Origin of the sequence: Streptomyces hyaluromycini (assembly GCF_002217755.1) — a bacterium.
Taxonomy (GTDB): Bacteria; Actinomycetota; Actinomycetes; order Streptomycetales; family Streptomycetaceae; genus Streptomyces; species Streptomyces hyaluromycini.
Map to the genome: position 1 here is coordinate 194,080 of NZ_BCFL01000021.1, position 25,862 is coordinate 219,941.

At 70.8% G+C, this 25,862-nt stretch carries 24 protein-coding genes and 1 pseudogene; 20 read left to right on the forward strand and 5 right to left on the reverse strand.

Translation table 11 applies throughout. The features are described 5' to 3' along the window. The first annotated feature begins 44 nt into the window (after positions 1–44). From SSP29_RS25195 to prcA, 4 genes and pseudogenes are all read left to right on the forward strand, one after another. Positions 45–263, forward strand: coding sequence for a ubiquitin-like protein Pup (locus SSP29_RS25195; protein WP_089103364.1), 219 nt, complete (start codon positions 45–47; stop codon positions 261–263). A 179-nt stretch (positions 264–442) separates the two neighbouring features. Further along, a pseudogene (locus SSP29_RS59950) lies at positions 443–627 on the forward strand (endonuclease domain-containing protein); the annotation flags it as partial. Then, positions 579–1,424, forward strand: a complete 846-nt coding sequence (prcB, locus tag SSP29_RS25205; protein ID WP_089103079.1) for a proteasome subunit beta — start codon at positions 579–581, stop codon at positions 1,422–1,424. The pseudogene SSP29_RS59950 and the gene prcB, both read left to right, overlap by 49 nt. A gap of 69 nt (positions 1,425–1,493) precedes the next feature. After that, positions 1,494–2,252: a proteasome subunit alpha gene (gene prcA / locus SSP29_RS25210; RefSeq protein WP_089103080.1), complete on the forward strand. Its 759-nt coding sequence runs from the start codon at positions 1,494–1,496 to the stop codon at positions 2,250–2,252. A gap of 88 nt (positions 2,253–2,340) precedes the next feature. Here prcA and SSP29_RS25215 read toward each other — a convergent pair whose 3' ends face one another. Beyond that, on the reverse strand, positions 2,341–3,411 hold the full coding sequence (locus SSP29_RS25215; RefSeq protein ID WP_167450000.1) for a LacI family DNA-binding transcriptional regulator: 1,071 nt from the start codon (positions 3,409–3,411) through the stop codon (positions 2,341–2,343). Positions 3,412–3,499: 88 nt separating this feature from the next. On the opposite strand from SSP29_RS25215, the gene SSP29_RS25220 reads away from it, so the two are divergent. The 11 genes from SSP29_RS25220 to SSP29_RS25270 all read left to right on the forward strand — a co-directional run bounded on the left by SSP29_RS25220 (position 3,500) and on the right by SSP29_RS25270 (position 14,887). Next, a complete protein-coding gene (locus tag SSP29_RS25220; RefSeq protein ID WP_089103082.1) occupies positions 3,500–4,759 on the forward strand; it encodes an MFS transporter in 1,260 nt (419 codons plus the stop codon). Positions 4,760–4,768: 9 nt separating this feature from the next. Then, positions 4,769–6,130: a Pup--protein ligase gene (pafA, locus tag SSP29_RS25225; RefSeq protein WP_062672158.1), complete on the forward strand. Its 1,362-nt coding sequence runs from the start codon at positions 4,769–4,771 to the stop codon at positions 6,128–6,130. 114 nt (positions 6,131–6,244) lie between these two features. After that, positions 6,245–7,243, forward strand: a complete 999-nt coding sequence (locus tag SSP29_RS25230; RefSeq protein ID WP_089103083.1) for an FKBP-type peptidyl-prolyl cis-trans isomerase — start codon at positions 6,245–6,247, stop codon at positions 7,241–7,243. Positions 7,244–7,317: 74 nt separating this feature from the next. Next, positions 7,318–7,689: an FKBP-type peptidyl-prolyl cis-trans isomerase gene (locus SSP29_RS25235; RefSeq protein ID WP_089103084.1), complete on the forward strand. Its 372-nt coding sequence runs from the start codon at positions 7,318–7,320 to the stop codon at positions 7,687–7,689. Between the two features lie 207 nt (positions 7,690–7,896). Further along, positions 7,897–8,850, forward strand: a complete 954-nt coding sequence (locus SSP29_RS25240; RefSeq protein ID WP_089103085.1) for a helix-turn-helix transcriptional regulator — start codon at positions 7,897–7,899, stop codon at positions 8,848–8,850. 20 nt (positions 8,851–8,870) lie between these two features. Beyond that, the gene (locus tag SSP29_RS25245; RefSeq protein WP_089103365.1) at positions 8,871–9,890 is read left to right on the forward strand and encodes a helix-turn-helix transcriptional regulator; all 1,020 of its coding nucleotides are present in this window, start codon (positions 8,871–8,873) and stop codon (positions 9,888–9,890) included. A gap of 59 nt (positions 9,891–9,949) precedes the next feature. Continuing rightward, positions 9,950–10,210 (forward strand): hypothetical protein, encoded by a 261-nt coding sequence (locus SSP29_RS25250; RefSeq protein ID WP_089103086.1) that lies wholly within the window; start codon positions 9,950–9,952, stop codon positions 10,208–10,210. Positions 10,211–10,219: 9 nt separating this feature from the next. After that, entirely contained in the window at positions 10,220–10,414 is a 195-nt protein-coding gene (locus SSP29_RS25255) for a hypothetical protein (RefSeq protein WP_089103087.1), read from the forward strand. Between the two features lie 260 nt (positions 10,415–10,674). Then, the gene (gene tatA, locus SSP29_RS25260) at positions 10,675–10,959 is read left to right on the forward strand and encodes a Sec-independent protein translocase subunit TatA (protein ID WP_089103088.1); all 285 of its coding nucleotides are present in this window, start codon (positions 10,675–10,677) and stop codon (positions 10,957–10,959) included. Positions 10,960–11,006: 47 nt separating this feature from the next. Continuing rightward, on the forward strand, positions 11,007–11,951 hold the full coding sequence (gene tatC / locus SSP29_RS25265; RefSeq protein ID WP_089103089.1) for a twin-arginine translocase subunit TatC: 945 nt from the start codon (positions 11,007–11,009) through the stop codon (positions 11,949–11,951). Between the two features lie 83 nt (positions 11,952–12,034). After that, complete coding sequence (locus SSP29_RS25270) at positions 12,035–14,887, forward strand: DEAD/DEAH box helicase (RefSeq protein WP_089103090.1); 2,853 nt, start codon at positions 12,035–12,037, stop codon at positions 14,885–14,887. A gap of 101 nt (positions 14,888–14,988) precedes the next feature. On the opposite strand, the gene atzF is transcribed toward SSP29_RS25270, so the two are convergent. Genes atzF through SSP29_RS25290 form a run of 4 tightly spaced genes read right to left on the reverse strand, consistent with a single transcriptional unit; the run spans position 14,989 to position 21,604 of the window. Next, positions 14,989–16,644, reverse strand: coding sequence for an allophanate hydrolase (gene atzF / locus SSP29_RS25275; protein WP_089103091.1), 1,656 nt, complete (start codon positions 16,642–16,644; stop codon positions 14,989–14,991). A gap of 18 nt (positions 16,645–16,662) precedes the next feature. Then, positions 16,663–20,172, reverse strand: coding sequence for a 5-oxoprolinase/urea amidolyase family protein (locus SSP29_RS25280; protein ID WP_089103092.1), 3,510 nt, complete (start codon positions 20,170–20,172; stop codon positions 16,663–16,665). Beyond that, the gene (locus SSP29_RS25285; RefSeq protein ID WP_089103093.1) at positions 20,169–20,783 is read right to left on the reverse strand and encodes an urea amidolyase associated protein UAAP2; all 615 of its coding nucleotides are present in this window, start codon (positions 20,781–20,783) and stop codon (positions 20,169–20,171) included. The genes SSP29_RS25280 and SSP29_RS25285 overlap by 4 nt, the downstream gene beginning before the upstream one ends. Beyond that, positions 20,780–21,604, reverse strand: coding sequence for an urea amidolyase associated protein UAAP1 (locus tag SSP29_RS25290; protein WP_089103094.1), 825 nt, complete (start codon positions 21,602–21,604; stop codon positions 20,780–20,782). Before SSP29_RS25290 ends, SSP29_RS25285 begins: the two co-directional genes overlap by 4 nt. A gap of 208 nt (positions 21,605–21,812) precedes the next feature. On the opposite strand from SSP29_RS25290, the gene SSP29_RS25295 reads away from it, so the two are divergent. The 5 genes from SSP29_RS25295 to SSP29_RS25315 all read left to right on the forward strand — a co-directional run bounded on the left by SSP29_RS25295 (position 21,813) and on the right by SSP29_RS25315 (position 25,822). Next, entirely contained in the window at positions 21,813–22,439 is a 627-nt protein-coding gene (locus SSP29_RS25295) for a TetR/AcrR family transcriptional regulator (RefSeq protein ID WP_089103095.1), read from the forward strand. 333 nt (positions 22,440–22,772) lie between these two features. Continuing rightward, a complete protein-coding gene (locus SSP29_RS25300) occupies positions 22,773–24,392 on the forward strand; it encodes a sensor histidine kinase (RefSeq protein WP_107436258.1) in 1,620 nt (539 codons plus the stop codon). Further along, the gene (locus tag SSP29_RS56300; protein ID WP_089103096.1) at positions 24,389–24,796 is read left to right on the forward strand and encodes a roadblock/LC7 domain-containing protein; all 408 of its coding nucleotides are present in this window, start codon (positions 24,389–24,391) and stop codon (positions 24,794–24,796) included. The genes SSP29_RS25300 and SSP29_RS56300 overlap by 4 nt, the downstream gene beginning before the upstream one ends. Continuing rightward, a complete protein-coding gene (locus SSP29_RS25310) occupies positions 24,793–25,221 on the forward strand; it encodes a DUF742 domain-containing protein (RefSeq protein ID WP_089103097.1) in 429 nt (142 codons plus the stop codon). The genes SSP29_RS56300 and SSP29_RS25310 overlap by 4 nt, the downstream gene beginning before the upstream one ends. Beyond that, entirely contained in the window at positions 25,202–25,822 is a 621-nt protein-coding gene (locus SSP29_RS25315; protein WP_089103098.1) for a GTP-binding protein, read from the forward strand. The genes SSP29_RS25310 and SSP29_RS25315 overlap by 20 nt, the downstream gene beginning before the upstream one ends. Positions 25,823–25,862: the final 40 nt, after the last annotated feature.

Consider the following 25,862-nt stretch of genomic DNA (forward strand, 5'->3'; position numbering starts at 1 on the left):
CGACCTGTCGACCCATGTCGGGCGAACTGAGCGGGGTGAGGGTTATGGCAACCAAGGACACCGGCGGCGGACAGCAGAAGGCCACGCGGACCACCGAGGAGGCCGAGGAGCAGGCGGCGGAGTCGCAGGCTTCGGAGGACCTCAAGGAGCGGCACGAGAAGCTGTCGGACGACGTGGACTCCGTCCTGGACGAGATTGACGACGTCCTGGAGGAGAACGCAGAGGACTTCGTGCGGTCCTTCGTGCAAAAGGGCGGGCAGTAAGCCCGTTTTCCCTTCTAATCGAAGGTGGGTGGAGTTCGGGAGTGCCGGGGGCGTCGGCCGTGAAGTGTTGCGCGCGGTGCGGGCAGACCAAGCCGCGCGCGGCCTTCGCCGCAAAGAGGTCGAACCCTGACGGGTTCCGGTACCGCCGCTGACTCCGCCAGATCTGTCCGACTGCCCGGCCCACGCATGTGGATCACCGCCACAAGACGGGTAGGGTCCGGGCGTACTGTGCTTCAACTGCAATTCGGCCATCGGCAAGTTGGGAGATGATCCCGACGCTGTTCGTCGGGCAGCCGCTTACCTGGAAGGAACTCCGTGGAAGCCAACACTCGTAGCACCGGGCGTCTACCAGCTGCCTTCCTGACGCCTGGGTCCTCTTCGTTCATGGACTTTCTTGCCGACCACCAGCCGGAGATGCTGCCCGGCAAGCGGCAGTTGCCGCCCACACAGGGCGTGATCGAGGCGCCGCACGGGACGACGATCGTGGCGGTGACCTTCCCCGGGGGCGTCGTGCTCGCCGGTGACCGCAGGGCCACCATGGGGAACGTGATCGCCCAGCGGGACATCGAGAAGGTGTTCCCGGCCGACGAGTACTCGGCCGTCGGTATCGCAGGCACCGCCGGTCTGGCCGTGGAGATGGTGAAGCTCTTCCAGCTGGAGCTGGAGCACTTCGAGAAGGTCGAGGGTGCCCAGCTGTCGCTGGAGGGCAAGGCGAACCGGCTGTCGACGATGATCCGTTCCAACCTCGGCATGGCCATGCAGGGGCTGGCCGTCGTGCCGCTGTTCGCCGGGTTCGACGTGGACCGGGGCAAGGGGCGGATCTTCTCGTACGACGTGACCGGCGGCCGTTCCGAGGAGCACCACTTCTCCGCCACCGGCTCCGGCTCGGTCTTCGCGCGCGGCGCGATGAAGAAGCTGTTCCGTGAGGACCTGACCGAGGAGCAGGCGACCACACTGGTGGTGCAGGCTCTGTACGACGCGGCCGACGACGACTCGGCGACGGGCGGTCCCGATGTCGCCCGCCGGATCTACCCGATCATCACCGTGATCACCGAGAACGGGTTCCGCAGGCTCACCGACGACGAGTCCTCCGGGCTCGCCCGTGCGGTGCTGGCGCGCCGCCTGGAGGAGCCCGACGGCCCGCGCGCGGCGCTGCTCTAGCGCGTCGGCGTTCTTATCAAGGTGATCCCAGTGACTTCGACGGAACCCTAAGGAAGGGGACGGATACCGGTGTCGACGCCGTTCTATGTCTCACCTCAGCAGGCCATGGCGGACCGTGCCGAGTACGCCCGCAAGGGCATCGCGCGCGGCCGCAGTCTGGTCGTGCTCCAGTACGCCGACGGCATCGTGTTCGTCGGTGAGAACCCGTCCCGCGCGCTGCACAAGTTCAGCGAGATCTACGACCGGATCGGTTTCGCGGCCGCCGGCAAGTACAACGAGTACGAGAATCTGCGGATCGGCGGCGTGCGCTACGCCGACCTGCGTGGTTACACCTACGACCGTGACGACGTGACCGCTCGTGGTCTTGCCAACGTGTACGCACAGACGCTGGGCACGATCTTCTCGTCGGCCGCGGAGAAGCCGTACGAGGTGGAGCTGGTCGTCGCCGAGGTGGGGGAGACCCCGGAGGGGGACCAGATCTACCGGTTGCCCCACGACGGTTCGATCGTGGACGAGCACGGTTCGGTCGCCGTCGGTGGCAATGCGGAGCAGATCAGCACCTATCTGGACCGTGAGCACCAGGAGGGCATGACCCTCGCGGAGGCTCTGAAGCTGGCCGTGACGGCTCTGTCGCGGGAGTCGAACGGCACACAGCGGGAGATTCCCGCCGAGCGTCTGGAGGTCGCGGTGCTGGACCGTACGCGGCCCCAGCAGCGCAAGTTCAAGCGGATCGTCGGCCCGCAGCTGGGCCGGCTGCTGGATGCGGACGGTGCGGCCACGGCCGCCGAGGCCGAGGAGTCCGAGGAGTCCGGCGGGGACGTCGAGTAACGCCCGGCAGCGCTCCTGCGCGCTGTCCGCCCCGCTCTGCGCGCCCCGTCCGGTGACCCCACCGGACGGGGCGCGGGCGTCTGCCCGGCTATGACGCCCGTGGCGGTGCCGTGGAGCCGCGTACGACCAGCTCCACGGGGATGTCCCGGCTTTCGGGTTCCCGGCCGTCCAGGACGGCGAGGAGGGCCTGCATACCGCGTTCGCCGAAGAGCTCCGCGTCCAGCCGCACGGTCGTCAGCTCGGGGTCGAGGGCGGTGGCCAGGGCGAGGTCGTCGAGACCGGTGACGGAGATGTCGTCGGGGACGCGCAGGCCCCGGCGGCGCAGGGCCTTGTAGGCGCCGGCGGCGAGTTTGTCGTCGTCGCAGACGAGGGCGGTGGGCCGGGGGCCGGGGGCGGCGAGGGCGGCTTCGGTGGCGGTGCGGGCGCCTTCGATCGAGATCGGGGCGCGGACCGTGCGTACCGAGGTGCCCGGCACGCTTGCTGTGCGGGCCGCCAGTTCGCGCGCGCGTACCTCGAAGGTCCAGGACGCGATGTCCGCGGCCAGGTGCAGGAAGCGGCGGTGGCCGAGGCCCAGCAGGTGGTCGGCGACCTGGCGTACCCCGTCGGCGATGTCCAGGTTGACCGTGGCGGCGCCCAGGCTGCCGCTCGGGTCGCTGTCGAGCATGACCAGGGGGAGCTGGTCGCCGCGGATGGCGGAGAGGGCGTCGGCCGCCATGGAGGAGGCGATGACGCCGTCGAGGGCGGCCTGGGCGGAGGCGAAGGGGTCAGGAATGGGGGCGGCCCGCAAGGGCCTTCCTTTGAGGGTGGTGGTGGGCGACGGGCGGGAGGGGCCGATGCCCTCGGGGGAGGGGTAGAGGACCACGCCGAAGCCGTGTGCGGAGGCGACGCGGGCTGCGCCCGTGTAGACGCCCGCGAAGAACTCCGTCGTCAGGGCGGGCACGACCAGGAGGACGGTGCGGGTGCGGCCGAGGCGGAGGTTGCGCGCGGCGAGGTTCGGCCGGTAGCCCAGGTCGCGGGCGGCTTCCCGGACGCGTTCGGCGGTGGCTTCGGAGACGCGGCCGCGCCACTTGTCGCCCAGCACCAGCGACACGGCCGCCTGGGAGACGCCGGCGGCCTGGGCGACGTCGCGGCTCGTCGGGCGCGTGCTGCTGCGTGGCACCGGGGGTGGGCTCCTTCGCCTGGACGTGTGAACAGCGCACATGGTACGTATGGGAGACGGGGTTATACGTAAAACGTGGAGGTGGGACATGGCCGCGGGATACCTGGAGATCCTCAGGGCGAGGCACGCGGCCCGGCTGCTGACGGGGACGCTGGTGGGCCGGCTGCCGAACGCGACCGCCGCCATCGCGATCGTGCTGTTCGTCCGGGCGCAGGGCGGCACGTACAGCCTCGCGGGTGCGCTCGCCGCGGTGTACGGCGTGGCCAACGCCGTCGGCCAGCCGGTGCTCGGGCGGCTGGTCGACCTGTGCGGGCAGCCCCGGGTCCAGTTGCCCGCCGCGCTCGCGTCGGCCCTCGCGATGGCCGTCTTCGCCTTCACGGGCATCGCACCGCTGCCGGTCGCCTGTGCGGCCGTGGCGGCGGCCGGGCTCTTCGCGCCGCCTCTGGAGGGCGGTCTGCGCGCCCTGTGGCCGAGTGTCCTCGGGAAGGAGGACCGGGTGCACACGGCGTACGCGATGGACGCGGTGGCGCAGGAAGTCATGTTCACCGTGGGGCCGTTGCTGGTCACGTTGTGCGTGTCGCTGTGGTCGGCGCAGGCGGCGCTGCTCGTCGTGAACGCGGTGGGTGTCCTCGGGGCGCTCTCGGTCGTGGTCTCGCCGCCGTCACGCGCGTGGCGTTCGGCGCCGCGCGAGGCGCACTGGCTGGGCGCGCTGCGCTCGTCCGGGCTGCTGGCCCTGCTGGCCGCGTTCCTGTTCGTCGGGATCGCGCTGGGTTCCATCACGGTCGCGTCGGTGCCGTACGCGGACGGCCACGGCGGTGACGCGGTGTACGGCTGGATGATGGCCGCCCTGGGGATCGGCGCGCTGCTGGGAGGCACCGTCTACGGGATGCGGCAGTGGGCGGGGGAGCCGGCGCGGCGACTGCGGGTGCTGGTGGCCCTTCTGGCGGTGTGTTACCTGCCACTGATGCTGATGCCGGATGCGGTGGCCATGGTGTTGCTCACCGTGCTGGCCGGGGTGTTCCTCGCGCCGGCGATCGCATGTGCGTTCGTGCTGGTGGACCGGCATGCGCCGAGGGGTACGGTCACCGAGGCGTTCTCCTGGCTTGTGACGACGTTCACAGTGGGGGCGTCGGTGGGAACGGGCCTGGCGGGCCCGGTGGTCGAGGCGGGCGGGGCCCTGTGGGGGTTCGCCGTGCCGGGTGCGGCGGGGGCCGTGTCGTTGCTGGTCCTGGCGGTCACCGGGCGGGTCCTCGCAGCTCCCGGTGGGGGTGCGGTGGTTGCCACCGGTTCGGAAAATGATCCAAATCGTGCTGTCGAACCCCGTTTCAGCTCAGGGGATCGGGCGTAATGTTCAGTCATGGACCGCCGCATTTTCGGGCTGGAGAACGAGTACGGCGTCACGTGCACGTTCAGGGGACAGCGCCGCCTGTCGCCTGACGAGGTGGCGCGGTACCTCTTCCGCCGTGTCGTGTCATGGGGCCGTAGCAGCAATGTCTTTCTGCGGAACGGCGCCCGGCTCTATCTCGACGTGGGCTCACATCCGGAATACGCGACACCCGAGTGTGACAATGTGACCGAACTGGTCACCCACGACAAGGCCGGCGAGCGCATTCTCGAAGGGCTGTTGGTGGACGCCGAACGACGCCTGCATGAGGAAGGAATCGCGGGCGACGTCTACCTTTTCAAGAACAACACGGACTCGGCGGGCAACTCCTACGGTTGCCACGAGAACTATCTGGTGGCGAGGCACGGGGAGTTCTCCCGGCTCGCGGACATTCTCATTCCGTTCCTGGTGACCCGGCAGCTGCTGTGCGGCGCCGGGAAGGTGCTGCAGACGCCGCGCGGTGCGGTGTACTGCGTGAGCCAGCGGGCGGAGCACATCTGGGAGGGCGTCTCCTCGGCGACGACGCGTTCCCGGCCGATCATCAACACGCGCGACGAGCCGCACGCCGACGCCGAGCGCTACCGCCGGCTGCACGTCATCGTCGGCGACTCGAACATGTCCGAGACGACGATGCTGCTCAAGGTCGGCGCCACCGACCTGGTGCTGCGCATGATCGAGGCGGGCACGGTGATGCGGGACCTGACCCTGGAGAACCCGATCCGGGCGATCCGCGAGGTCAGCCACGACATCACGGGCCGGCGCAAGGTGCGCCTGGCCAGCGGCCGGGAGGCCTCCGCACTGGAGGTGCAGCGGGAGTACTACGAGAAGGCCGTGGACTTCTGCGAGCGCCGCGGTATCCGTACCGGCACGGTCGAGCAGGTGCTGGAGCTGTGGGGCCGGACGCTGGACGCCATCGAGGCCGAGGACCTGGACCGGATCGGCACCGAGATCGACTGGGTGATGAAGTACAAGCTCATCGAGCGGTACCGGGCCAAGCACAACATGACCATGTCTCATCCGCGCGTGGCGCAGATAGACCTCGCTTATCACGACATCCACCGTCGTCGGGGTCTGTATTACCTGCTGGAGAAGAAGGGTCAAGCCACGCGGATCTGCAATGACTTGAAGATCTTCGAGGGCAAGTCGGTGCCGCCGCAGACGACTCGGGCGCGGTTGCGCGGTGACTTCATCCGGCGGGCCCAGGAGCAGCGCCGGGACTTCACGGTCGACTGGGTGCATCTGAAGCTCAACGACCAGGCGCAGCGCACGGTGTTGTGCAAGGACCCGTTCCGTTCGGTCGACGACCGGGTGGAGAAGCTCATCGCCGGTATGTGAGAGATCGGCACAGAACGCCACACGGGCGCCGTACGTTTTCCGTACGGCGCCCTTCTCACGTCGTAGAGTTGCGCGCACGCCATCCGCAAGATCGACCGATTACGAGGCTCTTCCGTGCGCCGACGCTCTCTTCTCCTTGCCGCTGTTCCTGCGGGACTGGTCACACTCGCCGGGTGTGGCGACAACTCGTCCTCCTCCAGCAAGGCCAGTGCCTCGCCGTCGGCCTCCGCCTCGGTGCCGCCGCCGAAGATCGTGGACGGGCCGCTGCCGGCGATCACGGCGGGCACGAAGTTCGACGAGAAGCCGACGGTCGCCAAGGGCAGCGGGGACCCGTCGAAGAACCTGGCGGTCAAGACGGTGATCGCGGGCAGCGGCAAGACGGTCGCGGAGAACGACTTCATCCAGGCCAACTACCTGGGGCAGATCTGGTCCTCGGCGAAGGTCTTCGACCAGTCGTACGACCGTACGCCGCTGCTCATGCAGCTCGCCGCGGGCAGCATCATCGACGGCTGGCGGTACGGGCTGGCCGGGAGGAAGGTCGGCAGCCGGGTGCTGATGGCCGTGCCCCCGACCTGGGGCTACGGCACCTCGGGCAACTCGCAGGCGGGGATCAAGGGCACGGACACGCTGGTGTTCGTGGTCGACGTGCTGAACTCGTTCAACTCGAAGAGTTCCAGCACCGGCAAGGAGGTCGCGCAGAGCGACGCCGCGCTGCCCAAGGTCGGCACGAACACGGACGGCAAGGCCCCGTCGATCGACATTCCCAAGGTGGACCCGCCGAAGAAGCTGGTGTCGAACTACGTGCTGGAGGGCGACGGCGCGGCGGTGCAGTCGGCGCAGACCGTCCTGTGCCAGTTCAAGGGCGAGGTCTGGGACAGCGGCAAGGTCTTCGAGCAGACGTACGAGAGCGGGCGGCTCGCCCAGTTCTCGATCGAGCAGATGCAGAGCGTCGTCAAGGGGCTGGCGCAGGGGATCACCGGCAAGAAGGTGGGCAGCCGGATCATGGTCGTCATCCCGCCGGACCTGGCCTACGGGAACAACCCGCCGAGCGGTGGCGTGGTGAAGAAGGGTTCGACGCTGGTGTTCGCGGTGGACATTCTTGCGGCGATGTAGTCGCGCGGGCGTTACGGGGGCGGGGATGAAAGACTGTCCCGGTTCCGTGTCGTACACAAGCAGGAGCCAGAGACGTGAGCATCGACAAGCCCGAGATCGACTTCCCCGAGGGCGAGGCCCCGGCCGAGCTGGAGATCAAGGACATCTGGGAGGGCGAGGGCGAGGTGGCCCAGGCCGGCCAGACCGTCACCGTGCACTACGTGGGCGTCGCGTTCAGCACCGGCGAGGAGTTCGACGCCAGCTGGAACCGCGGCGCGCCCTTCCGCTTCCCGCTGGGCGGGGGCCGGGTCATCAAGGGCTGGGACCAGGGTGTGCAGGGCATGAAGGTCGGTGGCCGCCGCCGGCTGACCATCCCGGCCCACCTCGCCTACGGCGACCAGAGCCCGACGCCGGCGATCAAGCCCGGCGAGACGCTGATCTTCGTCGTGGACCTGATCGCGGTCTGATCTCCGTACCTGGTCGGCGCCGTTCGGGCGCTGACCGGTCCTGGTCGGAAACCGGCTGGACGAGGGCCCGTGCCGCGTGCGCGGGCCCTCGTCGTTTGTCGTGTCGTGTCCGTTTCGGTCCTCATTGTTTGGACTGGCTTTTGCCGTGACACTCCGGAGCGGTACGGTCATCGGTCAGGAGCACCATAGGGAAGGCGAAGGGCGTCGATGGCCATTGCCAAGGCCGAGCGGCTGATGAACCTGGCGCTGTGCCTGCTGGGGACGCGGCGGCCGCTCAGCAAGCGTGAGCTGCGGGAATCCATCGAGGCCTACCTCGAAGCGGGGAATGACGACTCCTTCAGCCGGATGTTCGAGCGGGACAAGGACGATCTCCGCGAGCTCGGACTGGTGATCGAGACCGTGGAGAACCTGGACGGCGAGGTCGGTTACCTCGCGCGCCGCGACAGCAACCGCCTGCCGCCCATCACCCTGGACGCCGAGGAGGCCGCCGCCCTCGGTCTCGCCGCCAAGGTCTGGCAGCAGGCCCGGCTCGCCGGCGCCGCCAGCGGCGCCCTGCAGAAGCTGCGCGCGGCCGGCCTCCCCGAGGACGTCGACCCGTACGAGGCCCACAGCGCCCTGGAGCCGCGGATCCCCGTGCACGAGGCCGCGTTCGAGCCGCTGATGCTGGCCTGCCGGGACCGCCGCCCGGTCGTCTTCGACTACCGCAAGGCCACCGCCGCCCACCCCGGGACCCGGAACGTGGAGCCCTGGGCCCTGGAGTGCTGGCGCGGCCACTGGTACCTGGCCGGCTGGGACCGCGACCGGGGTGCCGAGCGGGTGTTCCGGCTCTCCAGGATCACCGGGAAGGTCCGCTCCCGGGGCACCGCCTTCACCGCGCCCGTCCCGGACGTCGTCACCGTCCGCGAGACCGTGGCGAGCTGGGCCGGGGAGGTCGCCGACCGCTCCGCGCTGATCCGGCTGCGCCCGGGGTCCGGGTACCCCCTTCGGGCGAAGGCCACCGCGGTGCGGGAACTCGGTGACGGGTGGGACGAGTTGGAGATTCCGTACGGGCACGGGCTGGACGCCTGGCTGGTGGAGTTCGGGCCGGACGTGGTGGTTCTGGAGCCGGCCGAGCTGCGGGCGGACGTCGTGGACCGGCTGCGTGCCGTGGCCAAGGACTGATGGGGGAGCGGAGCAAGGCAGTGGCAGGCAAACCGGTCAGGCCCGTGAACGCCATCGATCAGACCCGGCGGATGCTCTCCCTGGTGACCTATCTGCGCGAGCGCCCCGGCGCCCGGATCGCGGACGTGGCGCGCGCCTTCGGCATCACCGAGGACGAGCTGGTCTCCGACCTGGACGTGCTGCCCATGTGCGGCACCAGCTTCCGGGGCGGCGACCTGCTGGACATCGACACCGACGGCGAGCGGATCTGGTGGCACAACGCGGCCGCCCTCGGTGAGGAGGCCGCCGAGCCGCTGAGGCTCGCCGCCGACGAGGCGACCGCGCTCCTGGTCGCCGCCCGCGCTGTGGCCACATTGCCCGGGTTGCGCGAGGGCGACCGGCAGGCGCTGCTGCGGGCCACCGCCAAGGTGGAGACCGCGGCCGGCGAGGCGGGCGACGCCAGTGCCCGGCTGTCGGTGACCTTCGAGTCCGAGGGCGGCGTCTTCGCCGACGTCGACCGGGCGATCGCCGAGCGCCGCCGGCTGTGGATCCGCTACTACTCACCGGCCCGCGACGAGCTCACCGAGCGCGAGATCGACCCCATCCGCCTGGTCAGCGTCGGCCACACCTACGTCGAGGCCTGGTGTCACCGCTCCGAGGCGCGGCGCACCTTCCGGCTCGACCGGGTCGCCGAGATCAAGATCCTCGACGAGCCGTCCGCACCCCCCGAGATCGAGCTGCGCGACCTGTCCGAGGCCCTGGTGCAGCCGGCCGCCGAGGACCCCGAGGTGGTCGTCGAGGTCGGCCCGGCCGGCCGCTGGGTCGCCGAGTACTACCCGCACGACAGCGCGGATGAGCTTCCCGACGGCGGACTGCGTATTACCCTGCGCACCCCCGATCCGGCCTCCCTGCGCCGGCTGGCGCTCAGGCTCGGCGGCGACGGCCGGATCGTGTCACCGCCCGAGCTGGCCGACGCGGCCCGCCGGGCGGCCCGCGAGGCACTGGCGGCGTACGACCACGTTGTGCACGGCGATGAGGAAGGGCAGGGGCAGGCGTTTTGAACGAGTCTTCGGGGGTTCTGAACGAGTCTTCGGGTTCCGCCGGCGCAGGCGCGCGGGAGATGACGGTCGCGGCCGCCTTCGCCGGGATGAGAAGAGTGGTCCCCGTGGTGTTCAGGGCCGGCTGCCCGGACTGCCGGGGCAGTTTCGAGCTCACCGCCGGCGCCCTGCGGCTGGCCATCGGAGCCACCAGCAAGACGACGTTCTACTCGTTCACCTGCCCCGACTGCGGGGCCGCCGTCCGCAAGCCCGCCGGCGAGCGCATCGTGGAGCTGCTCACCGGCGGCGGGGTCAGGACACTGCGGCTGCACCCCACCGTCTAGGCTCGGCCCATGTTCTGGGCGATGGTCGCGGTAGCTGTGGGTTTCGTGGGGCTCGCCGTGCTCGGCGTGCTCGCCGTCCGGGTCTTCCTGGAGGCGCGCCGGCTGGGAGCGCAGGTCGCGGACTCGGCACGGCGGATCAACCGGGCCGCCGAGGACCTGGAGCGGGCGGCCGCCACCGCCGCCCGTACTGTGGACACACTGTGACTGCCGCTGTGGAAGCGGTGTGAGTAGTGGGCCGTAAGCGGTTTGCGTCACTTCGCCCTGTCACGGTGCCCGCAGAGGCAGGTACGCTGCTGCACGCGGCACGGAGAACGAGGCCCGTTCCGCGGACCGGGAGTACGCGCAGGGATTGCCTCACGTTTACCCCTGAGCGTTACGATCGCTGACAGCACGATCAATCGGACGCATGTCCGACGGATCGCACAGCACCCCACCCAGCCGCCTCGGTGAGAAGGTAAAGACTTATGTTCGGAAGGCTCGGAGCCCCCGAGATCATTCTCATCCTTGTCGTCGTCATCCTGCTGTTCGGCGCGAAGAAGCTTCCGGACATGGCGCGCTCGCTCGGCAAGTCCGCTCGCATCCTCAAGAGCGAGGCGAAGGCGATGAAGGAAGACGGCAACACCACCACCTCCGCTCAGGCGCCCGCCTCCGGCGAGCAGTCCCAGGCCCAGCGCACCATCCAGGCGGCCCCCGGCGACGTGACCAGCTCCCGCCCGGTCAACGAGCCGTCGGACACCACCCAGCGCTGACGCAAGGCCGGTAGCCCCCGGCCTGCCGCACGAGATGAGGACGTGGGTTGCCAAAGTCTGCCCGCAAGCAGGAGAAGGATCCCGAGGGGCGGATGCCTCTCGCGGATCACCTTCGTGAGCTCCGCAACCGGCTCGCGAAGGCCATGCTGGCCATCGTCATCGTGACGGTGGTCGCCGCCTTCTTCTACAACGACATCATCAACTTCCTGACCAAACCGATCCTCGACTCGATCGGTTGCCACCAGACCTTCTCGGAGATCAACAGCCACGGTGGCAGCGAGAAGTGCGCCACGATCACCATCGACGGCCTGCTCGCTCCCTTCACGCTCGCCCTCCAGGTCTCCCTGACCGCCGGCGTGGTCTTCGCGTCGCCGATCTGGTTGTACCAGCTGTGGGCCTTCGTCGCCCCGGGTCTGCACAGGAACGAGAAGAAGTACGCCTACGCGTTCGTCTTCACCGGCGCCCCGCTGTTCCTCGCCGGCGCGTACTTCGCGTACGCGGTGCTGCCCACCACCGCGAAGGTGCTGATCGACTTCACTCCGAGCGGCAGCATCGCCAACCTGCTGCCGCTGGACGACCTGCTCCAGCTGGTCACCCGCATGGTGATCGTCTTCGGTCTCTCCTTCGAGCTGCCGCTGCTGCTGGTGATGCTCAATCTCACCGGAATCATCACCGGCAGGCGGATGCTCGGCTGGTGGCGGGCGATGATCCTCGGCATCACGGTCTTCGCGGCCGTGGCCACCCCGAGCACCGACCCGCTCTCCATGCTGGCGCTCGCCGGACCGATCTGGGTGCTGTACTTCGGCGCGGTCGCGTTCTCCCTCCTCAACGACCGGCGCAAGCGCCGCCGCGACGACGACGGCCTCGACGACGACGAGGCCTCCGACCTCGACCTCACCCCCGACGACATCGGCGAGATCGAGGCCGTCTCCGCCAGCCGCGCGCTGCCCGAGGGCCCGGACCGGGTCAACGGATACGACGACGTGACCTGACAGGGCGACCACAGCCGCACAGAGGTGCCCGCGTCCCACGACGCGGGCACCTCTTCGTCGTCCGTTGTCCCATGTTCCGGATAATGATCGTCCTGTTGTCAGTGGGGACCGGTACGCTCGAAAGCACGATGACAGAGGACCTCTCACCGGCCGAGCGGTATGCGGCGGCCCGCAGGCGGGCCGCCGAGCAGGCCACCGCGCTCGCGTCTTTCCGCGAGATGTACGACTTCGGCCTCGACCCCTTCCAGATCGAGGCCTGCCAGGCACTCGAAGCCGGAAAGGGCGTACTGGTGGCCGCCCCCACCGGCTCCGGCAAGACGATCGTGGGCGAGTTCGCCGTCCACCTCGCCCTCAGGCAGGGCAAGAAGTGCTTCTACACGACACCCATCAAGGCACTGTCGAACCAGAAGTACGCCGACCTCTGCCGCCGCTACGGCGACGGCATGGTCGGCCTGCTCACCGGTGACAACAGCATCAACCCGGACGCCGCCGTGGTCGTCATGACCACCGAGGTCCTGCGGAACATGCTGTACGCGGGCTCCCAGACCCTCATCGGCCTCGGCTACGTGGTCATGGACGAGGTCCACTACCTCTCCGACCGCTTCCGCGGCGCCGTCTGGGAAGAGGTGATCATCCACCTCCCGGAGTCCGTGACCCTGGTCTCCCTGTCGGCCACCGTCTCCAACGCCGAGGAGTTCGGCGACTGGCTCGACACCGTCCGCGGCGACACCGAGGTCATCGTCTCCGAGCACCGGCCCGTCCCGCTGTTCCAGCACGTGCTCGCCGGACGCCGGATGTACGACCTGTTCGAGGAGGGCGAGGGCCACAAGAAGGCCGTCAACCCCGACCTCGCCCGGCTGGCCCGCATGGAGGCACAGCGTCCGTCGTTCCAGGACCGCAGACGCGGCCGCGCCATGCGCGAGGCCGACCGGGAGCGGGAGCGCCGGCAGCGGTCCCGGGTGTGGACGCCGGGCCGCCCCGAGGTCATCGAACGGCTCGACAACGAGGGCCTGCTGCCCGCCATCACCTTCATCTTCAGCCGCGCCGCCTGCGAGGCCGCCGTCCAGCAGTGCCTGTACGCGGGACTCAGGCTCAACGACGACGAGGCACGGGAGAAGGTGCGCGCGCTCGTCGAGGAGCGCACCTCGTCGATTCCGCCGGAGGACCTGCACGTCCTCGGCTACTACGAGTGGCTGGAGGGCCTGGAGCGCGGCATCGCCGCCCACCACGCCGGCATGCTCCCGACCTTCAAGGAGGTCGTCGAGGAACTCTTCGTACGCGGCCTGGTGAAGGCCGTGTTCGCCACCGAGACCCTCGCGCTCGGCATCAACATGCCCGCCCGCTCGGTGGTGTTGGAGAAGCTCGTCAAGTGGAACGGCGAGCAGCACGCCGACATCACCCCGGGCGAGTACACCCAGCTGACCGGCCGTGCGGGCCGGCGCGGCATCGACATCGAGGGCCACGCGGTGGTGCTGTGGCAGCGCGGCATGAGCCCCGAGCACCTCGCCGGGCTCGCCGGCACCCGCACCTATCCGCTGCGGTCCAGCTTCAAGCCGTCGTACAACATGGCGGTCAACCTGGTCGACCAGTTCGGGCGGCACCGCTCGCGGGAGCTGCTGGAGACGTCTTTCGCGCAGTTCCAGGCCGACAAGTCGGTCGTCGGGATCTCCCGCCAGGTGCAGCGCAACGAGGAAGGGCTCGCCGGCTACAAGGAGTCCATGACCTGCCACCTCGGCGACTTCGAGGAGTACGCGCAGCTGCGGCGGGAGTTGAAGGACCGGGAGACCGAACTGGCCCGGCAGGGCGCCTCCCAGCGGCGCGCCGAGGCCGCCGTGGCGCTGGAGAAGCTCAAGCCGGGCGATGTCATCCATGTGCCGACCGGCAAGTACGCCGGCCTTGCGCTGGTCCTTGACCCCGGGCTGCCCGCCGGGCGGTCCAACGGCCACCGCGGCTTCGAACAGCACGACGGGCCCCGGCCGCTGGTGCTGACCGCCGAGCGGCAGGTCAAGCGGCTCGCCTCCATCGACTTCCCGGTGCCGGTCGAGGCACTGGAGCGGATGCGGATTCCCAAGTCCTTCAACCCCCGCTCCCCGCAGTCCCGTCGGGACCTCGCCTCCGCGCTGCGCACCAAGGCCGGGCACATCCCGCCGGAGCGCGCCCGCAAGAAGCGGTCGCAGGCGGCCGACGACCGGGAGATCGCCCGGCTGCGCACGGCGATCCGGGCGCACCCCTGCCACGGCTGCAACGACCGTGAGGACCACGCCCGGTGGGCCGAGCGCTACCACCGGCTGATCCGGGACACCTCACAGCTGGAGCGGCGGATCGAGGGGCGGACCAACACCATCGCCCGGACCTTCGACCGGATCGTGGCGCTGCTGACCGAGCTGGACTACCTGCGCGGCGACGAGGTCACCGAACACGGCAAGCGGCTGGCGCGGCTGTACGGCGAACTCGATCTGCTCGCCAGCGAGTGCCTGCGGGCCGGCGTCTGGGAGGGCCTCGGCCCCGCCGAACTCGCCGCGTGCGTCTCGGCGCTGGTCTACGAGGCCCGGGTCGGCGACGACGCGATGGCGCCGAAGCTGCCCTCCGGGAAGGCCAAGGCCGCGCTCGGCGAGATGGTGCGGATCTGGGGGCGCCTCGACGCCCTTGAGGAGGAGTTCCGGATCAACCAGACCGAGGGCGTCGGACAGCGCGAACCGGACCTCGGCTTCGCCTGGGCCGTCTACATGTGGGCCACGGGCCTGGGCCTGGACGAGGTGCTGCGGGAGGCGGAGATGCCTGCCGGTGACTTCGTCCGGTGGTGCAAGCAGGTCATCGACGTACTGGGCCAGATCTCGGCGGCTTCTCCTGCGGAGGGCTCGACCGTGGGGAAGGCCGCGCGGAAGGCGGTTGATCTGGTGCTGCGGGGGGTTGTGGCCTACTCGTCGGTGGGGTGACCGCTGTACGGCGGGCGCGGGTGGGTTGTGGCTTGTCGCGCCCACGCGGCGGTAGCCGCAAATTGATACAGCCCCGCGCCCCTAAAGAAGGGGCGCCGGTCTCAGGCCTCTTTCAAGAAGGCTCGCCAGCCTCCGTACCGTGTGATGTCCTCGGCGCCCGTCAGAGCGCTCGGCTCGCACAGGAAGCCGGGCACGTTTGTGCCGTCCGCCAACTCCACGCTGCCCAGTGCCATCGGGCGGGGGAGCATGGCAAGAAGGCGGCCCAGGCCCTCGGGCGGCAGGCTCCACACCTCCGTCTCGATCGCTGCCCCGCCCTCGTCCACGTGGACCAGGCCCGGCTTCGGCGGGGTCGTCGGTAGCGCGTAGAAGCGGTACGCCGCAGCTGTCGTCGTCGTACGGTGCAGCACCGCTCCCAGCGCCAGGAGCTGGGGATTGAGCGGCTGGCCCGTCAGGTGGGCGCCGACCACCGCCAGGCTCACCCGCGGTTCCAGGGTGCGGGCGATGGTGGCCAGGCGGTCGTCGGTGAAGGCCGGGCCGATCAGCATCACGCCGAACGGCAGGCCGTTCACCTCGCCCGCCGGTACCGCCACCGCCGCCAGGTCGAAGAGGTTCGTGGAGTTGGTGAAGCGGCCCAGGCGGGCGTTGGCGCCCAGGGGATCGGCCGCCACCTCGGCGAGGGTCGGGTGGCCCGGAGCCGTGGGGAGCAGCAGGGCGTCGGCGTCGGCGAGTTCGGCCAGGGCGCGGGTGCGCAGCGCCGTAAGCCGTTCCTGGTCGGTGAAGAGCCGGTGGGCCGGGATGTCCCGGGCCCGGGTGATGATGCCGGCGACCGTGGGGTCGAGGCCCTCGCCGCCGGACGAGATCAGCTTGTCGATGAACGGGCCCACCGCCGTGTAGCGCTCCGCCACGAACGCGCCCTCGTAGAGCATCGCGGCCGCCTCGGTGAAGGGGGTCAGGTCGAGGGGGCGGATCGAGGCACCGGCGGCGGCCAGCCGGTCCACCGCCTCCTGGTACGCCTCCGCCCAGCCCTCGTCCAGCTCGCCGAGCTGGTCGAGTGGCGGGACGGCGATGCGCCAGGGGCCCGGGGTCCGCTGGGGGAGGGGCGGGCGGGGGCGGTCCGGCGGGGCCGCCAGGTACGACAGTGCCTGCTCCGCCTCCGGGAGGGTGCGGGCGAACACCGTCACGCAGTCGATGGACGCGCAGGCCGGGACCACCCCCGCCGTCGGCACCAGGCCACGGGTCGGCTTCAGGCCGACGATGCCGTTGAAGGCCGCCGGGATCCGGCCGGAGCCGGCCGTGTCGGTGCCGAGGGCGAGGTCGACGATGCCGAGGGCCACGGCGACGGCCGAGCCGGAACTGGAGCCGCCGCTGATCCGGGTGGGGTCGATCGCGTTGCGGACCGCGCCGTGCGGGGAGCGGGTGCCGACCAGGCCGGTCGCGAACTGGTCGAGGTTGGTGGTGCCGAGGGCGACCGCGCCGGCCGCGCGCAGACGGGCCACCGCGGGAGCGTCGGCCCGGGGTTCGTACGCGTAGGCCGGGCAGCCCGCCGTCGTGGGCAGGCCGTGCACGTCGATGTTGCCCTTGGCGGCGAACAGGCGGCCCGCGAGGGGGAGGTGTTCCCCCGCGGCCACCCGCTCGTCGATCGCGCGGGCCTCCGCCTCCACCTCCGCCCGCGGGCGCAGGTCGATCCAGATCTCGGGGCGGTCGACCGCTTCGATGCGCGCGTAGGCGGCACGGACACGGGAGACGGTGCTGGACATGCTTCTTGCTCCTGTCGCTCAGTTCGCGGCCGGCGCCAGGACGAGCAGTGCCGTCCCCGCCTCCACCTGGTCGCCGGGCCGGGCCAGGATCTCCGTCACCACACCGGGCATCGGCGCGTGCACCCTGGACTCCATCTTCATCGCCTCCAGGGCGAGGAGCGGCTGGCCGGCCGTCACCTCGTCGCCCGGAGCAACGTTCAACTGCCATACCGAGGCCGCGAACTCGGCCTCTATCAGGCGGCCGCCCGGCGGGACGGCCACCTCGGCCGGGGCGGCGGCCGGGGTGGCCGAGGCCTCCGCCCTCGCGAACTCGCCCGCCGCTTCCCACGCGTCCCGCTCCGCGCCGAAGGCCGTCTGCTGCCGTGACCTGAACTCCGCGACGGAACCGGCGTGTTCGGCGAGAAACGCCTCGTACGCGGAGAGCGAGAAGGTGCCCTCCTCGATGCGCGGGACGAAGCGGCCGGAGGTGATGTCGGCGCGCAGGTCGAGGAGTTCCTCGGCCGACACCGGGTACCACTTGATGCGGTCGAAGAAGCGCAGCAGCCACGGCATGCCCGGTTCGAACGCGCCGCGCTGCTGCCAGCCCGACCACACCTGGGTCGTACGGCCCACGAACTGGTAGCCGCCCGGGCCCTCCATGCCGTAGATGCACAGGTAGGCGCCCCCGATGCCGACGGAGTTCTCGGCGGTCCAGGTGCGGGCCGGATTGTACTTCGTGGTGACCAGGCGGTGGCGCGGGTCGAGGGGGGTGGCGACCGGGGCGCCCAGGTAGACGTCGCCGAGGCCCAGGACCAGGTACTCCGCGTCGAAGACCGTGCGGTAGACGTCGTCGACCGAGTCCAGGCCGTTGATCCGGCGGATGAACTCGATGTTCCAGGGGCACCAGGGGGCGTCGTCCCGGACGCCCGCCATGTAGCGGGCGATCGCCTCGCGGGTCGCCGGGTCGTCCCAGGAGAGGGGCAGGTGGACCGTGCGGGAGGGGACCACCAGTTCGTCGGTGGGCGGCAGACCGAGGACGATCTCCCGTACGGCGGGCAGGAGTTCGGCCTGGGCGAGGAGATGCGGGTCGGTCTGGATCTGGAGCGAGCGGATGCCCGGCGTGAGGTCCGTGACCCCGGGCAGGTCCGCCGCCGTCACCGCCTCCATCAGGGCGTGGACGCGCATCCGCAGGGCGAGGTCCAGGTGCATGGGGCCGAACTCGACCAGCAGGTTGTCATCGCCGCTGCGCCGGTAGGTCACGTCACCGTCCCGGGCGAGGACACCGCCGTCGACGATCTCGGGGCGGGGCGCGCCCGTCACGTCGACCGGGGTGAAGCGGACCGTGTCGCCGGGCCGGAGCTGGCCGAGTTTCCAGCGTTCGCCGCTCAGCACGGTCGCCGGGCACACGAAGCCGCCGAGGGAGGGGCCGTCGGGGCCGAGCAGGACCGGCATGTCGCCGGTGTAGTCGACGGCGCCGACCGAGTACGGGGTGTCGTGGATGTTGGACGGGTGCAGGCCCGCCTCACCGCCGTCGGTGCGTGCCCAGCGCGGCTTGGGGCCGACCAGGCGGACGCCGGTGCGCGCCGAGTTGAAGTGCACCTTCCACTCGGCCGCGTAGAAGTCCCGGATGTCGTCCTCGGTGAAGAACTCCGGAGCGGCGTGCGGGCCTTCGACGGCCGCGAGGTGCCAGACGGCGGTGAAGCGCGGGCGGTCGGTGACCGGCTCGCCGTTCGTCACCGCTCCGCCGTGCAGGACGTCGCCGGTGCGCAGGGCCCGGCCGCCGTGGCCGCCGAACCGGCCCAGGGTGAAGGTGCTCGCGCTGCCGAGGAAGGCGGGGACGTCCAGGCCGCCGCCGGCGAACAGGACGTAGGTGCGCAGGCCGTGCTCGGCCGGGGCGCCGACCTCCAGGAGGCCGCCGGCCGGGACCGTCACCGGCTCCCACTGGGCGACCGGGGTGCCGTCGACCGTCACCGGGGCCGGGGCGCCGGTCACGCAGACGGTGGTGGGGTGGGTGAAGCGCAGGGACGGGCCCTGGAGGGTGCATTCGAGGCCGGGTGCGCCCTCCGGGTTGCCCAGGGCGAGGTTGCCGAGGCGGAAGGAGCGGTCGTCCATCGGGCCGCTCGGGGGGACGCCGACCTGCCAGTAGCCGGTGCGGCCCGGCCGGTCCTGGACCGTGGTGAGGGTGCCGGCGGCGGCGACCTCGATCCGGGGGGTGGGATCGGTGACCGTGGCGAGGGTCGCCGTGGAGTGGGCGGCGGCGCGGAACGCGGGGTCGGCGAGCGCCGCGCGCACCAGCCCGAGGTTGGTCTCGATGCCGTCGACGCGGGTGCCGGCCAGCGCCTCGTCCAGCCGGCGCAGCGCCTGGGCTCGGTCGGGACCGTACGCGATGACCTTGGCGAGCATCGGGTCGTACGACGTCGTCACCTCGGTGCCGGTCTCCACCCAGCCGTCGACGCGTACGCCCTCGGGGAACTCGACCCGGGTCAGCAGGCCCGCGCTGGGCCGGTGTTCGCGGGTCGGGTCCTCGGCGTAGACGCGGGCCTCGACGGCGTGGCCGCGCGATGTGCCAGGGTCGCGGACGACACCGGTCTCGCCCCGGGCGAGGCGCAGCATCCAGGCGACCAGGTCGACGCCGTAGATCTCCTCGGTGACCGGATGTTCCACCTGGAGGCGGGTGTTGACCTCCAGGAAGTAGGCCTCCTCGCGGGCGGCGTCGTACACGAACTCGACCGTGCCCGCGGAGCGGTAGCCGACCGAGGCGCACAGGTCGCGGGCGGCGTCGGCGAGTCGGGCGCGTACGTGGTCGGGCAGGCCGGGGGCCGGGGCCTCCTCGACCACCTTCTGGTTGCGGCGCTGGAGGGAGCAGTCCCGGTCGCCGAAGGTGACGACCCGGCCGTCGCCGTCGCCGAAGACCTGCACCTCGACATGGCGGGCGTGCTCGACCAGGCGTTCCAGGAAGACCCCGGCGGAGGAGAAGGAGGCGGCGGCGACCCGCTGGACGCGGTCCCAGGCGTCGGTCAGCTCGTCGGCTGATCGACAAGCCGACATGCCGATACCGCCGCCACCGCCGGTGGCCTTGAGCATGACGGGATAGCCGATGGCGGACGCCTCGCGGCGGGCCTCGGCCAGGTCGGCCAGCAGTCCGGTGCCCGGTGCCAGGGGTACACCGGCCGCCTCGGCCGCCGCCCGTGCGGTGTGCTTGGCGCCGAACAGCTCCAGGTGCTCGGGGGCCGGGCCGACGAAGACGATCCCGGCCTCCTCGCAGCGCCGGGCGAAGGCGGCGTCCTCGGACAGGAAGCCGTAGCCGGGGTGGATCGCGCCCGCGCCGGTGTCCTTGGCGGCCTTCAGGACCAGGTCGGCGTCGAGGTACGACTCCTTCGCGGGCGCCGGGCCGAGGCGGACCGCCTCGTCGGCCAGGCGTACGTGCGGGGCCGAGCGGTCGGGGTCGGAGTAGACGGCGACGGTGCGCAGGCCCAGTTCGCGGGCGGTGCGGATGATGCGGACGGCTATCTCGCCGCGGTTGGCGATCAGCAGGGTGTCGAAGGTCATCCCGCGGCTCCGGTGATCGTCATCTGCGCGGCCGTCGGGTCGAAGCCGTTGCAGGGGTTGTTGATCTGGGGGCAGTTGGAGACCAGGACGAGGACGTCGCGTTCGGCGCGCAGGGCGAGCTTGCGGCCGGGTGCCGAGAGGCCGTCGACGATGCCGAGGGTGCCGTCCTTCTCGACGGGCACGTTCATGTACCAGTTGATGTTGGAGACCAGGTCGCGTTTGCCGAGGCCGTGCCGGGCGCCCTCCGCGAGGAAGTTGTCCACGCAGGCGTGCTGGGACCAGGTGTGGTGGCCGTAGCGCAGGGTGTTGGACTCCTTGGAGCAGGCGCCGCCGACCGTGTCGTGGCGGCCGACCTCGTCCTCGGTCACGGTCATCAGCGGGGTGTGCTCGTTGGAGAGCAGCACGCTGCCGGTGCTGAGGAAGATCGAGCCCTGGGCGTGGATGGTGTCGGGGGCGCTGTAGCGGACCGACGTGTCGTGGGCGTCGTAGACGAGGAAGTCGACGGCCTGGTTGCCGTGCAGGTCGGTGACGGTGAGGGTGCCGCCCTCGCGGATCACGGCGGACCAGGCGGCGCGGGCCGGGACGACGGCGGTCTGCGTGCTCGTGCTCATGCGAGCCCCCTCGCGGCGAGGAATTCGGCGGTGTTGAGGAAGGCGCGGCGGCCTTCGGGGGTGGCGTCCCAGAGGGGGTCGCCGGGCGGGGTGGGGGCGGCGCGCCAGGCCAGCACCTCCAGGGGGGTGCTGACGTAGTCGGGGCGGGGGTCGACCGGGTGCGGGACGTTGGCGATCAGCACGGTCACGTCCTGCTCGGCGCGGAGCGTGACGCTGCCGCCGGGGCCGGCCGAGCCGGTGAAGTCCAGCGTGCCGTCGTCGCGTACCTCCACGCCCTGGAAGAACGACAGGGACGGCGGCAGGTCGCGCGGTTCCAGGCCGTTCTTGGCCGCCGCCAGCTTGAAGAGCTCGCGGCCGGCGGGGGAGGGCGACTGCGGGGTGCCGTCGCCGTAGCGGGCGGTGTTGCGGACCAGGGTGGAGGTGCCGCACAGGGCGTCGTGCCGGCCGGAGGTGTCGGCGACCACGGAGGCGAGGACCCGGCCCTGGTCGGACAGGAGCAGCACGCCCTCGCCGAGGTAGGCGTTCCACTGGACCTTGACGGTGTCGGCGACGTTCAGCCGCTCCCAGGGGCGGCCGTCGGCGTAGAGCAGCAGGTGGGCGCAGGCGTCGCCGATCGGGTCGGTCAGCCGCAGCTCGGTGCCGCGGGCCAGGACGCGGTGCGTGTAGTTGCCGCCCGCCACCGTCTCGGCCCACACCAGGTGGCCCGCCTCGCAGGGCGGGTCGGGCCAGTCCACGGCCGGTACCACGGGCATGGCCTCGGCGCGGGTGCCCTCCTGGGCGCGGGCGTGCGCCCGGGCTCCGTACGTGGTCGCTGTCGCCATCGCTGACCTCCGGCTCCTTGGACTGGGGTGGGACTCGGGTGGGACTCGGGGACATTTCTGTCGCCCGACAGAAATTAGGGGTGGGCCGGGTCGGCGGCGTTGCCGTGGCGTTCCGGCCCGGTTACCGAGGGCTCACCGGGGGCCGGGTGCCCGTCGGGCGGTGCGTCGGCGTGATCGCCGTGCGACGTGGTGTGCGAGGATCGAACGCATGGGGACGAGCAGTGGCCGCCGGGTCGGCCGGCCGCGGGCCGCGCAGCGACCGGACAGCGGCCTTGAGCCGCGGGCCGAACTGCTCTCGGCCGCGGCCGAGTTGTTCACCACCCGCGGCTACGCGGCCACCACCACCCGGGCCGTCGCCGAGCGCGCGGGCATGCGGCAGGCGTCGATGTACCACTACGTCTCCGGCAAGGAGGAGCTGCTCGCCGAGCTGCTTGAGTCCACCGTCACGCCGTCCCTGGCCTGTGCGCGGGAGCTGCTCGCCGACGATGTGACCCCGGCCGAGGAGCGGCTGCGGGTCCTGTGCCGGGCCGACGTGGAGCTGCTGTGCGCCGGGCCGCACAATCTCGGCGCGCTCTACCTGCTGCCCGAGGTGCACACCGAGCGGTTCGCCGGCTTCCATGCCGTACGGGCCGAACTCAAGGACGCCTACCGGCAGTTGATCGCCGCCACGGCGGCCGGCGGGACGCTGGCCAAGGGGGAGCTGGAGCTGCGGACCGATCTCGTCTTCGGGCTGATCGAGGGCGTCATCCTCGTCCACCGCTCCGAACCGGAGCGCCCCGCCCACGAGTTCGCCCGCGCCACGGCCGAGGCCGCGCTGCGGATCGTAGGAGTCTGAGGGGTCTCGCGGGGCGGCGGAGGTTTCGCTCCGGAGGCTCCTTTCACCCGTCACGGTGAGTGACCCCGCACGTCCGTACGTCGTGACGGGACGTGTTCGAACGAATGCCCTCCGTACAAAACGACCGAGGGTACTCCAGTCCTTTGGGCGTTTTCAGGTGCTTGCCGAATATGACACGGCGTTGATCCGGTCGGACTAAGCTCGCCCGCGGCGCACCGAGTTGAGGTGAATTCGTGCGCCTGTTCCCAAACATACGGAAGATCCAGACTGTTCCATGAACCTTCCCCCCACGAGCTCCCCCGACACCCAGCCGATTCGTCTCAGAAGGCATACATGGTGAGTGTGCAATCGCCTCCCGATGGCCGTGAACTTTCCCTGGCGCGCGTGCTGTTGCTGCCCGCCATACTGATGGCCGCGGTGACCGCCGCCGCCGTCGTCCTGGTGGCGGGATCCGCCCGGATCGCCGTTGGCGTGTGCGGGGCCGTCGGCATGCTGCTGGTGCTCGCGACGGCGGCGGAGGCGGTGCGCCGCGGCCGCAGGCTCCGGGACGCCCGGGCCGAGCACGACCGTCACAGCGCGTATCTGGAACGGCGCCTCACCACGAGCGACGAGGAGATCGACCGCCTCGGCAGGGAGGTCTTCCCGACCGCGCTCTACCGGCTGAAGGCCGGCGAGTCACCCAAAGAGGTGGTTCGCCAGGTCTTCGACGTCGACCCGCGGATGCGCCACGCCCCCGAGTCGCAGCGCCGGCTGATCCGCATCATGCTCGACATCGTCGACGAGGAAGACCTCCAGCGCGACTCCCTGGAGCGCTCGTTCGTCAGCGTCGCCCGCCGCGTCCAGGCCATCGTCCACCAGCAGGCCCACGAACTGCGGGAGATGGAGGAGGACCACGGCCGCAACCCCGAGGTCTTCGACGACCTGCTGCGCATCGACCACGGCACCGCGCTGATCGGACGTCTCGCCGACTCGGTCTCCGTGCTCGGCGGCGGCCGCCCGGGCCGCCAGTGGCCCAACCCCGTCGCCCTCTACAGCGTGCTGCGCGGCGCCATGTCCCGGATCCTGGAGTACCGGCGCATCGAGCTGCACTCCATCTGCCAGGTCAACATCAAGGGCACCTCCGTCGAACCGGTCATCCACGCGGCCGCCGAACTCCTCGACAACGCCACCCGCTACTCGCCGCCCTCCACCAAGGTGCACGTCACGGCCGTCGAGGTGCAGTCCGGCGTGTGCATCGAGATCGAGGACGCCGGAGTCATCCTCAACGAGGAGGCCCGCGCCCGCCTGGAGGGCCTGCTGGAGAAGGCCAAGCAGGGCAAGGACATCCAGGTTCTCGGCGAGAACCCGCGCCTCGGCCTCTCGGTCGTGGGCCGCCTGTGCAAGACGTACAACATGGACGTCTCGCTGCGCGCCTCCGCCTACGGCGGCGTCCGGGCCGTCCTCATCGTGCCCAGCGACATGATGACCACCGACCCCGCCCCCGGCATCGCCCACGGCATCGGCGCCACCGGCATCCCGAAGCCCGAACTCGGCGCCCTCGAAGGCCCCAAGCGGCCGCCCAAGAAGCGCCGGCCCACCAGCCCCCGCATCCCCGCCGGGATCTCCATGGAGGACGACGTCCCCGAGGTCACCGAATGGACCGCCGGCGGGCTGCCGCAGCGGCGCAGCCGGATGAAGACGCCGCTCAGCCAGCGGATCGCCGAGCAGGCCGCCATCGAGCGTGCCGAACGCGAGGGCAACCCGACCATCTGGTCGCAGCACAAGGAGCCCGAGCCGGAGCCGGAGCCGGAGCGCCGCGAGCCCGGCCTCTGGGTCGAGGCGTTCTGGGAGGGGCTCAAGAAGAACAACCCGGGTGTCCACCCCACCGACTTCACCCGGAACCCCACCAAGTACCTGCATCTGATCAACGATCCGGCCGGCACCGAGGCCGAAGACGAGGGGGACCTCAAGTGATCCAGCAGCGAGGCAACTTCGACTGGATGCTCAAGCAACTCGCCGACGGGGTACCGGGCGTCGAGATGATCGTCGTGCTCTCCGCCGACGGACTGCGCATCGCCCGGCACGGCGGCGACCCCGACGCCGCCGACCGGCTCGCCGCGGCCTGCGCGGGCGTGCAGAGCCTGGCCAGCGCCGTCGCCCAGGAACTCCCCATCAGCAACGGCGACATGAACCTCGTCCTGATCGAGATCGACAGAGGGTACTTCTACCTCATGTCCGCCGGCGCCAACGCCTACCTCGCGGTGCTCGCCGACGTGACCTGCGAACCGGGCCGGATGAGCGAGATGATGCGCGACCTCGTCGTCCGCATCGGTGCCCATCTCACCAGTCCGCCCCGGCGGAACGGGCAGACCGTATGACTCCTCCGCAACGCAAACGGCGCCGGCCCAGGCCGGAACTCGCTCCGCCCCCGCTCCCGTCCGTGCCGCCGACCCCCGAGAGCGGCGGCGAGGACGGCGACAACAAGAACCCCGAACGGCTCTACGTCATCAGCGGTGCCGACGGGGCCCGGGCCGAACTCGACCTGGTCACCTTAATCGTGGCGCGCGCCGCCCCACCGCCCTCCGTCACCCCCGAGCAGGCGGCGCTGCTCCGGCTCTGTCTCGCCCCCCTGTCCGTGGCTGAGCTCTCGGCCTACCTCAACCTGCCGTTCAGCGCGATGACGGCACTGATCACCGAGCTGATCACGGCCGAACTGGTGCAGGCGCGCGCCCCGATCGTCCGCCAGGCGCTCCCCGACCGGTCACTTCTCGAAGCGGTGATGCATGGACTTCAAAAACTCTGACACGATCCCCGGCCCCCGCACCGAGGACCATCTGCCGCACACCGCCCAGGCCGCGGTGAAGATCGTGATCGTGGGCGGCTTCGGGGTCGGCAAGACCACCATGGTCGGTTCCGTCAGCGAGATCAGGCCGCTGACCACCGAGGAGACCATGACCCAGGCCGGCATCGGGGTCGACGACAACTACGGCTCCGAATCGAAGACCGCCACCACCGTGGCCATGGACTTCGGCCGCATCAGCATCACCGACCAACTGGTCCTCTACCTCTTCGGCACCCCCGGCCAGGAACGCTTCTGGTTCCTGTGGAACGGCCTGTTCGAAGGCGCCCTCGGTGCGGTCGTCCTCATCGACACCCGGCGCCTGGAGGTCAGCTTCGACGTCATGGGACGCCTGGAGGAGCGCGGGGTGCCGTTCGTCGTCGCCGTCAACTCCTTCCCGGACGCGCCCCGTTACCCCATCGAGGAACTGCGCACCGCGCTGGACCTGTCGCCCGAGATCCCCATCATCGAGTGCGACGCCCGCCGCCGGGCCTCCAGCCGTGACGTCCTGATGACCCTGATGCGCTTCCTGCACTCGCTCGCCATGTCCGGCGCGCTCACCTGACACCTCGTTCGGACTCTTCCGGACTCGTATAAGAATCTTT